We start from the raw sequence: 11130 nt of genomic DNA, 5'->3' as shown, positions 1-11130 counted from the left end.
TACTACCAGGCCATTCCCATGATGCCCGAAGACACGCTTCTGCCCTTGATGGCTCGATTCGTTGAATTGCTGGCCGAACAACCCGTTTTCCGGGAAGTTTTCGGTCCAATATGAGGGGATGGCTCAGGGTCAGGCGGGCTATCTGGGCGAAACTCCCACTACGAATCAGGTCGCGCATACCGAATCTCTCCTGAATGCATGCTAAGCGTGGCCCCAGGGGCCAGCTCAAGGCTCTTGTGTTCCACCACATGGCAGTGCGAAACCGTCCGTTCCCCGCAGGCCGACACGCACCTTCACGCGAACGACAGGCAGGGCCTGGAACGGCTGTGCCGCTACGGGGCACGTGGCGCGGTGAAGGGGCGTGGGCTTGTGGGGCACCGTGACGGCTTGGGGCTCAACACCACGCGCGCCGGTGCGCGGCAAGCTGACGGCGCTCGGCACGAGCCTGGCCATCACCGCCCCGACCTCGCTGCTGGTGGCGCCCACGCCGGTCTGAGTCCCTGGAATCGCGGCGCGAAGGCCCTCCCGGACCCCGGGGTGAGCACTCAGGATGTCTTTGCCGCGGCGCGGTGGGTAGGCTCGCCTCATGAAACTCGAGACAACGATCGTGGGCAACGGCCCCCGCCACATCGGACTGGTACATGGGCTCGGTGTCGACTCGTCCACCTGGGAGCCGTTCATCGAGCAGCTCCGCGCGACCGGAGAGGTGACGGTTTTCGCGCCCGATCTGCGGGGCCATGGCCGCAGTCCGCGGCCGGACTCGTGGACGCTCGCCGAGTTCGCCGACGATCTCGTCGAGACCTTCCCGCGTGACCTCGACGTCGTCGTGGGACACTCGCTCGGAGGCGCGGTGCTCGCGGCGGCGGTGGAGCGGTTGCGGCCCGGCCACGCGGTGTACCTGGATCCAGGCTTCCAGCTGGGCCTGCCGACCTCCGGGCTCTGGGGTCGGTTGTTCTGGGCAGCTCCGGCCCTGACACTCGGTGTCGCCGCCCTCTTCACCGCGCGCTCGAACGCGGCAGCGCGCAAGGGCTACCCGGAGCGCACGCAGCGCCTCATCTCGGACGCAACGGCGCGCTTCGACAAACGCATGGCGACGAGCGTCTTCCGGGACATCGCTTTCCGCCCGGTGGTCGCCGCCAGGCCCGTCGTGCCCTCCACCGTCGTGCTCTCCGCGGACAGCAAGGCCGTGTTGCCAGAGGCGCTTGCCACGGCACTGACGGGGTTCGGGTGGGATGTGCGCAGGCTGCCCCATCTGCGCCACGACATGCAGCTGCAGGATCCGTCGGCGACGTTCGCGCTCCTGCGGGACGTGCTGCTCGGCGAGTGAGCTCTGGGCTGTCCCTTCACGGATACGCTAATGGCCAGCTGAGTCTGGTGCTCAAGGGGTGGCACGACCGCCCGGCTCCGGGCCAACATGACCGAAGAGGGGGCCCGGGAGTCAGTGAAGAATCGAGCGGAAGACGACCTCGAAGAAGTCGTCCAGGGGCTCGCGGTTCTTGACGATCTTCATCCGCAGAACCGCCCCCTCCCAGGCATTCACGAGAAAGCGCGCGGCCCGTGCGGGCTCCAACTCCCGGGCGAGCCGCCCGTCTCGCGCGGCCTCCCGCATGATCTTCTCCACGAGCTCACACCACCGGGCCAACGCCTGCTCCGCGGCCTCGCGCACCAGGGGAGCGCTGTTGGACAGCTCACTGCCCATCGTGGCCACCAGGCAACCCCGCTCGAAGTCCTGCTCGACGAACCACTTCGTGAGGAACTCGAAGTGATCGCGCAGGCGCTGGACGGGATCTCGCGCTTCATCCTCCAGCATCTCCAGGCGTACCCGCTCGCTGTACCGGGCAATCGCCTCGACCGCCATCGCTTCCTTGGACTTGAAGTGATTGTAGAAGGAGCCCTTGAGCGCCCCGGCGGCCTCGACGATCTCCTGCACCCCGCAGGCGTTGTAGCCAAGGGCATGGAAGCGGTCCAAGGCCGCCTCCACGATCTTCTCCCGGATGCTGGGTCTGCCCACGCGTTCGCTCCTCCCCTTCCACTGTAACCAGGCGCTGTCCGTACCGCCGACGCGCATCGATCGGCTTGACGCTCGGCTGCTCGCCCGGTATTTGTACGACCGGTCATATACTCTGATTGTCGTGAAGCGGTCCAGGTGAAAGGAAGGAAGCACATGTCTGCAGCCACCTATCGAGCGGTCCAGGCCACTGGCGGCGGCAAGTTGGAGTTGGTGGAGCGCCCCCGGCTCACGCCCGGGCCCGGCCAGGTCCTCCTCACGGTCGAGGCGTGCGGCATCTGCCACACCGACACGCTGACGGTGGAAGGCGGCTTCCCGGGACTCACCCATCCCCGGGTGCCGGGCCACGAGGTGGTGGGCCGCATCGCCGCGGTGGGCGCGCAGGTCTCCGCGCGCTGGCAGGTGGGCCAACGCGTGGGCGTGGGCTTCCTGTCCGGGCGCTGCGGGGAGTGCGAGTCGTGCCGCCGGGGTGACTTCGTCAATTGCGCCAACCAGGCCCTGACCGGCATCCATCATGACGGCGGCTATGCCGAGCAGATGCTCGCCCCCGCGCAGGGCCTCGTGGCGATCCCCGAGGAGTTGAGCGCCGCCGAGGCCGCGCCGCTGCTGTGCGCCGGCATCACGACGTTCAATGCGCTGCGCAAGTCGTCGGCGCGCCCGGGCGAGCTGGTGGCCATCCAGGGCGTTGGCGGACTCGGTCACCTGGGAGTCCAATTCGCCCGGCACATGGGATTCCGCACGGCGGCGATCGCGCGTGGGCAGGGCAAGCGGAAGCTGGCGCTGGAGCTGGGCGCCCACCACTACATCGACAGCGAGGCGGAGGATCCGGCCCAGGCCCTTCAGAGGCTCGGTGGGGCGAGCGTCATCGTCGCCACCGCCGCCAATCCGGCGAGCATGGGTCCGCTGATGAGCGGCCTGAAGCCCCAGGGCCGGCTGGTGATCGTCGGCGCCGGAGCGGAGCCCCTCAAGATCGATGTCTCGAGCCTCTTGTTCGGCGAGCGCTCGATCGCGGGCAGCAACACCGGGACGCCGGTGGAGGCCGAGGACATGCTGTCCTTCAGCCTGCTGCGGGACATCCGCGCCCGGATCGAGACCGTGCCGCTCGAGCGGGCCGCGGAAGGCTACGCCCGGATGCTGCGCAACGAGGCGCGCTTCCGCATGGTGTTGACCACCGGCGCCTGATTCCAGGACCGGCCCTCGGAATCCCGTCCCGCCGCCCCCACCAGTTGGTCCGTGGCCACCCCGGTGGGATGATGGGCCTCCCGCCGATCGCGCAGGTCCTCATGAACCACAAGCTCGTCGACTACTTCCGCCACATCGCGCATCTGTCGGACGAGGAAGCGCAGGCCATCCTGGACAGCATGGTGGTGAAGACCTTTCCGAAGGGGACGCACCTGCTCATGGCGGGCCAGGTCTGCACCGAGGCCTACTTCGTCCTAAAGGGCTGCGTCCGCCAGTACTCCATCGTCGACGGTGAAGAGCGGAGCCACGGGTTCTTCACCGAGGGCGAATGGGTCCTCTCGGTTCACAGTATGATGAACCAGACTCCGGCGGATCACTTCCTGGTCTGCGCGGAGGACACCACGGTGGTGGTGGGCACCGAGCAACGCGAGCAGGACTTGTATCGACGCTTCCCGCGCTTCGAGAGCATCTCCCGGATGGCGATGCAGAAGGTCCTGGCGGAACAGCAGGAGCGGTTCGCCGCCTATCTCACCGATGGTCCGGAGCAGAGGTACCTCAAGCTCTCGAAGACGCGGCCGGACATCTTCCAGCGGATCCCCCAGTACCAGCTGGCCAGCTACATCGGCGTGAAGCCCGAGTCGCTGAGCCGGATCCGAAAGCGCATCGCCACGCGCGGCAAGCCGGCTACGTCGCGACGGAAGGCGTGACCGTCCGGAACCCCTTGGCGATGAGCCAGCCGCCGAGGAACAGCTCGAACAGGCCCCCGGGCCCGGAGAAGAGGATGCCCCATGGCAGCCCGAAGAGCTCGAGCACGGACCCCAGCGCCAGAAGCCCGTAGCCCACCGCGCCCACCAGCGGGAGCAACGAGGGCAGAAGCCGGGACCGGTACAGCGACAGGCAGAACGCCACGCTGCCGATCCCCAGGATGATCATCGCGAGCTGGTATGCCCAGAAGTTCCCCTTCGAGAGAAGATTGAACAGGGTCACCCGCTCCGGCGTCGCCTGCCCCTGCGCGGATTCTCCGAGCTGCAGGATGGACAGAAGGAACACCACCCCGACGATGAGGATCAGCGCCTCCATCACCCGCGTGCAGACGTACGCGACGGCGATGCTCAAGCTCCGCTCGCGGAGGATCGGAAAGAACAGCACGCCAATCCCGACGACGGTGAGGGAGTTCAACAGGAGCAGCAGCGCACCCCAGACGAACGGCGTCCTCTGACCGGTCACCGCAGCCAGCTGCTCCGGATCCTTCAGGACGGAGGTGACGAGCGCGGTGCCGATGCCGTAGGCGAAGAACGGAAGGAGAAAGAGGATCCCCAGGACGCGGGAGTGAAGGCGGGTGGTGTTCATCTCGAGGGCTCAGAGCGTTCAGCGACGTTGTGGCCTCGAAAGTAGGAGAGGGGCGCCCCCGCCCGCATTGATGAGGGTTAATAAATGCGAGCCGCGCTCCGCTCGCTGCCGAAGTCAGATATGGTCCCCCTGCCCTCCATGGACCAGACACCTCCGCCGAATCTCTCGCAGCAGCTCCTGGAGCACATCACCAGCTACTGGATCTCCCAGGTCATCGGTGTGGTCGCGCGACTTCGCCTCGCGGACCTGCTCGCAAGCGGTCCTCTCTCGAGCGAGGCGCTGGCGCCGCAGGTCGGAGCCCACCCGGATGGGCTGTATCGCCTGATGCGCGCGGGGGTGGTCGCGGGCCTCTTCACGCAGGTGCCTCCCCGCACGTTCACGCTCACCCCGCTGGGGGCCTGCCTCCGTTCAGAGGTGCCCGGGTCGATGCGCGACATGGCCATCATGCAGACCGCCCCCGGCCATTGGCTGCCCTGGGGAGACCTCGTCACTGCCGTGCAGACGGGTCACTCCCCGGCCCGCAAGGTGCTGGGGACCGACCTCTGGGAGCACTACCAGAAGAACCCGGAGGAGGCCGCGCACTTCGACCGTGCGATGGGCAGCTTCTCCAGCTTCGTCGCCGCGGAAGTGGCACGCCTCCACGACTTCTCACCCTATGCCCGCGTGGCCGATGTGGGGGGGAGCCAGGGCGTGTTGCTCGCCGCCGTGCTCCGTGCCCACCCCTCCTGCCGAGGCATCCTCTTCGATCTACCGCACGTCATCGACGGAGCCCGGGCCCATGTGGAGGCGGAGGGGTTGGGCCAGAGGATGGACCTGGTGGCGGGGAGCTTCTTCGAGCCCGTCATCCCCACCGCGGAGGCCTACCTCCTCAAGCACATCCTCCATGACTGGGACGACGACTCGTCCACCTCCATCCTCCAGCAGATTCATCGCGCCGCACCGCCGGGAGCCCGGCTGATCGTGGTGGAGATGGTGATGCCGGACGGGGAGCCTTCGCGCACGGCCCTCATCGACCTCAACATGTTCGTGGTCTCGGATGGACGCGAGCGCACGGCCCGCGAGTACGAGGCGCTGCTCACCAGCACCGGCTGGGCGCTGGAGCGCATCACTCCCTCCCCGAGCGGCGTGAGCCTCATCGAGGCGCGCAAGCCCTAATGGCGCCACGGCCAGTGGCTCCGTGCCGGTACCTGCGTGAAGCTCGCCTCGGTCGAGGCGCCGGACACGCGGTCCGGCGCCCTGCCTCCTCCCTCGATACCTCGCCGCTACTGGCAGGCGATGCCGGGCAGGCCCCGGTACGCGCCCTGCGAGGTCCACCGCGTGTAGGGCGTACCGCACGAGCCCGCGTACGGGTCATCGATGCCGTAGTTCGGCACCCAGTACTCGAAGTGCAGGTGCGGCCCCGTGGAGGCCCCCGACGAGCCCGCCCGCGCAATCCAATACGCGCAGGCAAGGGACGTGTTCCGGGCGAACTGCTGCGTGTACTTCATCAGGTGCCAGTACTTGGTCTTCGTGCCATCCGCGTGCCGCATGATGATGTAGTTGGCCGTGTAGAGGCCGCAGGCGGCGTACGGGTTGGCCTGGTCCCAGTAGTTGCACCGGTCGAAGTACCCATCCACCGAGGACTCGATGACGCCCGCGGCGGCGTTCATCACCCACACGCCGTAGTCCATCTTGCTGAACCCGCCCACCAGGGCGTAGTCCGTGCCCGTGTGGCCGGAGTAGCGCACGCCTCCACACGCGTAGTCCCGGCCACCGTAATCCTTGTACGCGCTCACCGTGCAGCCACCGTTGCCACACTGGTCCGCGAGCTGCGACATGGGGAAGCGGAACATCGTCTGCGCCGAGGAGACCCCCGGCAGCGCCACCAGCGCGAAGAGCAGCGTCGCGGCGAGCTTCTTCATCGTGTTCATCACTTCTCACCTCCCACATCCGGAGCCGCCTGGCCCGTGCGCACGTTGATCTTCCAGAACTCGCCGCCGCCCGCGTTGTAGCGGAGCACGTCGTCGCTCACCCACTCCATGTGGTGGCTCGAGACGGGCGGGGGGACGAAGCCCTCCGGAGCGCCCCCGAACAGCATGTGGCTCTCCAGCCCGATGTTGGTGAGCTGCTTGGGCTCGGCGCCATCCACCGTCGTGACGAAGAACGACGCCACGCTGGTGCGGCCGGACACGAAGACCACCGTCTTGCCATCCGGCGAGATGCTGGGCGTCGCGTCGATTCCGGGCCCATCCGCCAGCACCTTCACGCGGCCTTTCAGATCGATGATGCCCACGGACGTCTCGTGTCCCTCGCCGTCACCCACCAGCGTGGCCACCAGGGCGTCACCCTTCGCCGTCGGGAACAGATCTCCGCCCACCTTCTGGGCCAGCACCCGCTCGCGGCCGTTGGGCTCGCGCAGGCGCAGGTTGCCCTGCCCATCCAGCAGCGCCACGTTCTGCCCCACCGCACGCGCCTCACGGTACTTGAACTCGCGATCCACCACGCGCACCGCGCCGGTCGACTCGTCGTACTGGGCGATGGCCAGCAGCGGCACGTCGTCCGTCCCCAGCGGCTGCTCCGGAATCTCGGCGATGATACCCACCATCATGTTTCGGCCTTGACCGAAGAGGTGGACGAACCGGGCCTTGGGTCCGAACTCCTTCTCGACGGCGGGGACGATGCGCTCACGCGCCTTCGCGACACGGCGAAGGTCCGACGGGTTCATGCGACCCGCCGCCGACGCGCTGGTCGCGGCCAGTGTCAATGCCGCAATGGAGAAAAATAGCTTTTTCATCGGACTCCCGGGGAAGGGGGGGATTACCAGGGCTGACACAACGGGCACTTCCTCCTAAAGACGGAGAAAATTGGCGCGTGTCTCACGCGGAGCCCAAAAAACCATGCTGGCGAATTCTTCGCGTGAAGGTGCGTGTTGGCGTGGGCGGGGGCAACGCCTCCAAGCGCACACCGCCCTCCCCCGGCACCAAGACGCCGTCCGGCACCAGCGAGTGAGCAACGAGAAGCTCGTCCTTGCAACTCTCACAACGCCAGCGTGAAGCCGGAGCCCCCAGGTGCGTCGTTCGCGTTCGCCTGGACGCGGTATGTGGCCGGAGGGACGCAGGGAGGGCCGTGAATCCACGGCATCGCGATTGCTTTGGCCCGGGCATGCGCTTCCACCTCCTCCTGTCCGGCCTTCTGCTCTCCCTGCGCGCGTTCGCCGGGGACGCGGGTGTTCCCGCTCCCAGCGCCTCCGTCGTCATCCCCTTCGGTTCCGACGAGGAGCAACGTCTGCCCTTACGGTGTGGCACCTCGTCCGGAGCGGAGGTACGGGTGTCCGCCAGCTACTCATGGAGCGGCTCCTGTTCCGCGGAGGCGGTGAGCGAGAGCGAGGTGGAGGTGCGTGGCCCCGAAGGCCAGGTGTGGCTGAGCTTCGATCAATCGAGCGAGGACGGGAGTACTCCCCCCCCACCGGGCCTGGAGTTGGAGTGCCGGGAGAAAACCCTCCGGCTGCGGGTCGGCCGTGCGCCCGCGCTCGAGCTGCTGCCGAGACCCGAGGGGGGCGTGTCCGTGGATCCTTCCCTGGAGCGCGAGCTGACGCGGCGACTGGCGGCTCCGGCACGTGGGAAGGTGGGGGAGGCGTCGATCATGGAATACCTGGTGGAGCTGGTGCCTCCCTCGGATGCGTCCGCCTCCCGGCTCCGTGCCCTGGCATACGTCCATTCGGTGCGCGAGCAGGTGGTGGCGGGTGATTGGCGGCGCGTGGAGGAATTGCTGAACAGGGACTCCCTGGCGGCCTGGCCCGACGTGGCCGCCGCGGTCCGGGAGGTGGAGCGCACGGTGGAGGAGGGCCGCCGGAAGAGCCAACCCCTGCGCGCCCAGACGCCCCGCCGCATCGGCAAGGTGCTGGAGGTTCCGACGTTGGCCCCGCACGGCCCTCCGGGGCTCTTCTGGCGCGGACGCGAGCTGTGCATGCGCCAGCAGGATGTCTCGGGCCAGCTGCGCTGCTACGACACCACGCGCCACCGCTGGGGCGAGCTCGAGCCCGTACCGCCATCGCTGGCTGAGCGCTTCCTGGATTTCCAACCCGGAGGCTGTGGCTTGACCTGTCTCGGGGAGGTGTGCTCCGGGGGAAGGTCTGAAGAAGCGTCCCCCTTCCTCGGGCGCGTCGTCGACGGGCGGCTCGTGTATTTCAGTTCGGGCCGCTGGCTCGCCGGTGAGCGCGCGCTCTCCCCGAAGGAGGTGAGCGCCGAGTTCGCTCACGGGGTCGGCGGCCCGGTGCTGGGCGGTGGCCGCTACCTCACCTGGAAGGGAGACCTCGTCATCCCCACGAGTCCCAGGGACTCGCGGAGCTGGCACCTCTTCTCCGCGCCTCCCCCGGGGCCCGAGGGCGGGTATTGGAAGGCCCTGCTCGTCTCGCCGGATCAACGCCAGGTGGCCGCCATCTCCGCCGAGGGGGGCCCGGATCACTGGCAGTACGTCCTGTGGGTGGCGCCCATCACCCCGGTCCAGGCGCCCTGACGGGGGCGATATAGGCTGGCAACAGGGAAGTCCCGCGGTGAAGCGCTCCAGCTTCCGTACCAGTGGGTGACCTTGTCGTCATCGTCGCATGCAGTGAGCACGCTTGCCGCCAAGGCTGCCGCGAGTTGACACCTTTTCAAATGACAGCTTTCCAAGGGCAATCCCTTCTCATTGACAGGCGGCTCGGACCAGGAAGCGGAAGCCTCTCATTTTCTTGGAGAGTTCAACGGGAGCCTTCCAGATTCCTGAATCAGGGGAACGCCGCTTTTTACAATCATGACTGGTCTGAATTGTCTTTGGTGAATGACCGTCTTCTGTTTGTATCAGGGCGCGGCCACGGTGGTACCCCCGCCACCAGCCAGCAGGAGGTTTCCCCCCCTTGATGCGTCATCGGATTTTGACTGCGCTCCTTGCCTTGCCCCTCATGGCGTGCGGTATGGAAGGTAGAAGCACGGAGCAGACGGAGCGCACCGACGAGATTGGCACCCCGTCTTCGACCGCCGCGGGCCTGACGGCCTGCTCGACCCCGCTCACCAATGGCGTGAAGGTGACGGACATCTCCATCGACGCCGATGCCTGGAGCTGCACCTACACGCTGGAGGTGCCCGAGGGCGCCGGCAAACTGTCGTTCGACACGACTCGCTCGGCAAGTGGCATGGGTATTCCCTACACGTACGTGCGCTACGGCTCCGAGCCGACCGAAGACACGTACGACTGCGCTCCGGGCAGGATCGATGCGAACTGCACCTTCCTCCGCCCGCGGGCCGGCACCTGGTACGTGAAGCTCCTCAGCACCTTCTCCCGCCCCGTCTCGGGCATGGAACTGGTAGGCACGTACACCCTGGGCATCCCCAGCGATAGCGTGCTGACCAACGGCGTGGAGACGGCTCCGTACCCGTACACCGGAGGCGTGTGGAAGTGCTTCACGCTGGACGTGCCGAGCGGGAAGACCTCGCTCGTCTTCACCGAGAGGCTCACGAGGGGCAGCTGGAATGTTCCCCCGTATCTGTACGTGAGGCACGGCGAGCAGCCCACCACGAATACCTATACCTGCCAGCAGTACCCGGACTTCGGGCTCGGGACCTGCACCATCAACAACCCGGCCGCCGGCACCTGGTTCGCGTGCTCGTACGGCGATTACCCGATAGAGGGCGTGATCATGAAGGGCACCTACAACTAGCGAGGTGTCTGGGGGCCCTACCGCCTGCCCCCCGTGGCACATCCCCCCAGCAGCTTCGGTGACGGCTGGGGGGAGGTTCTCATCGCGCCGATTCCGCGGGATCCGCGGCGGCATAGTCGCGCTCCTTGACCAGAGCGTAGGTATCCAGCGAGGCCAGCACCGGCCCTGGGAAGTCAGGTTCTCGCTAGGACAACCCCATTCAGGCGGCGGTACGAGCGTTGAGGTGCTCAATCAACGGCGAGAGCTCCGCCGGCGGCTTCTGCTCGATGCGACGGTACTGCCGGCCGTCGGTGGTGCGGGCCACCAGCCTGAGGTCGAACAGCGACCGGCGCAGCAGGGCGTGATCGCCGAACAGATGCCAGTGCTTCAGGAGCTCGTTGATCTGCTGCTCGGTGAACACCTTGCCGCTTGGAATCCGCGACCACAATACCCAGAGGCAGAGATCCTGCTGATTGGCCCTGGCTGGCCAGCGCAGCAGGCGCCCCGAATCATCGAAGTGGCGCGCCACCTTCTCGATGCGCTCGTGATCGGGCGCCGGTGTGGGAGCCCGCGGCGCCGCGAGACGCGACCGCGCCTCCAACTGGGCGCGGAAATGCTGGTAGTTGGCATAGCCGGCCGAGCGGGCCAGCATGTTGAGCAGTTCGACATGCCCCGGCATGTGGCCGAGTTTTCCGAGCTGGTCACGCAGCGAGCGGGCCAGTGCCGAGATGTCGGCTACCGCATAGGGAAGGCTGAGTCTGGACATGGCTGATCCTCGTCATGCGCCGTTCCGCAAAGGGATCGTCGATGGTTGCCGTCTTTCGACTCGGCACGGGGACAAGTGCGTGTCCAGGTCACAACTTGCAGGTTTAGCTCCCCGTCAGGGGCGGCAACGCCTCGGTGAACTGCAGACCGTTCGTGGTGAATAGCGGAAATG

Annotated in this window: 11 protein-coding genes; 6 read left to right on the top strand and 5 right to left on the bottom strand. The window is 67.2% G+C overall.

Annotated elements, in window-relative coordinates:
- Nucleotides 1-586 precede the first annotated feature (586 nt).
- The gene (locus NR810_RS23415) at nt 587-1327 is read left to right on the top strand and encodes an alpha/beta fold hydrolase (protein ID WP_257455507.1); all 741 of its coding nucleotides are present in this window, start codon (nt 587-589) and stop codon (nt 1325-1327) included.
- Nucleotides 1328-1438: 111 nt separating this feature from the next.
- Here the strand turns inward: NR810_RS23415 and NR810_RS23410 are convergent, their stop codons facing one another.
- Nucleotides 1439-2011, bottom strand: coding sequence for a TetR/AcrR family transcriptional regulator (locus NR810_RS23410; RefSeq protein ID WP_257455505.1), 573 nt, complete (start codon nt 2009-2011; stop codon nt 1439-1441).
- A gap of 153 nt (nt 2012-2164) precedes the next feature.
- Between NR810_RS23410 and NR810_RS23405 the strand changes: the two genes are divergently transcribed.
- Together NR810_RS23405 and NR810_RS23400 are read left to right on the top strand one after the other, a co-directional pair.
- Complete coding sequence (locus tag NR810_RS23405) at nt 2165-3190, top strand: alcohol dehydrogenase (protein WP_257455504.1); 1026 nt, start codon at nt 2165-2167, stop codon at nt 3188-3190.
- 101 nt (nt 3191-3291) lie between these two features.
- On the top strand, nt 3292-3897 hold the full coding sequence (locus NR810_RS23400; protein ID WP_257455503.1) for a Crp/Fnr family transcriptional regulator: 606 nt from the start codon (nt 3292-3294) through the stop codon (nt 3895-3897).
- Here NR810_RS23400 and NR810_RS23395 read toward each other — a convergent pair.
- Entirely contained in the window at nt 3875-4540 is a 666-nt protein-coding gene (locus NR810_RS23395; protein ID WP_257455501.1) for a DUF4386 domain-containing protein, read from the bottom strand. The two genes, NR810_RS23400 and NR810_RS23395, sit on opposite strands and share 23 nt — an antisense overlap.
- An 84-nt stretch (nt 4541-4624) precedes the next feature.
- Between NR810_RS23395 and NR810_RS23390 the strand changes: the two genes are divergently transcribed.
- Entirely contained in the window at nt 4625-5695 is a 1071-nt protein-coding gene (locus NR810_RS23390) for a methyltransferase (RefSeq protein ID WP_456062033.1), read from the top strand.
- Nucleotides 5696-5802: 107 nt separating this feature from the next.
- On the opposite strand, the gene NR810_RS23385 is transcribed toward NR810_RS23390, so the two are convergent.
- Nucleotides 5803-6450 (bottom strand): M23 family metallopeptidase, encoded by a 648-nt coding sequence (locus NR810_RS23385; RefSeq protein ID WP_257455499.1) that lies wholly within the window; start codon nt 6448-6450, stop codon nt 5803-5805.
- A complete protein-coding gene (locus NR810_RS23380; protein ID WP_257455498.1) occupies nt 6450-7244 on the bottom strand; it encodes a TolB family protein in 795 nt (264 codons plus the stop codon). Before NR810_RS23380 ends, NR810_RS23385 begins: the two co-directional genes overlap by 1 nt.
- A 437-nt stretch (nt 7245-7681) precedes the next feature.
- On the opposite strand from NR810_RS23380, the gene NR810_RS23375 reads away from it, so the two are divergent.
- Complete coding sequence (locus tag NR810_RS23375) at nt 7682-9034, top strand: hypothetical protein (RefSeq protein ID WP_257455496.1); 1353 nt, start codon at nt 7682-7684, stop codon at nt 9032-9034.
- A gap of 436 nt (nt 9035-9470) precedes the next feature.
- Nucleotides 9471-10214 carry a PPC domain-containing protein gene (locus tag NR810_RS23370; protein WP_257455493.1) on the top strand — a complete coding sequence of 248 codons (744 nt, stop codon included), beginning with the start codon at nt 9471-9473 and terminating at the stop codon, nt 10212-10214.
- A gap of 199 nt (nt 10215-10413) precedes the next feature.
- Here NR810_RS23370 and NR810_RS23365 read toward each other — a convergent pair whose 3' ends face one another.
- Nucleotides 10414-10959, bottom strand: coding sequence for a DUF2087 domain-containing protein (locus tag NR810_RS23365; protein WP_257455492.1), 546 nt, complete (start codon nt 10957-10959; stop codon nt 10414-10416).
- Nucleotides 10960-11130 lie beyond the last annotated feature (171 nt).

It is taken from the genome of Archangium lipolyticum (genome assembly GCF_024623785.1).
In the GTDB taxonomy this organism is placed as follows: Bacteria; Myxococcota; Myxococcia; order Myxococcales; family Myxococcaceae; genus Archangium; species Archangium lipolyticum.
This window is presented reverse-complemented; position numbering and strand designations above follow the sequence as displayed.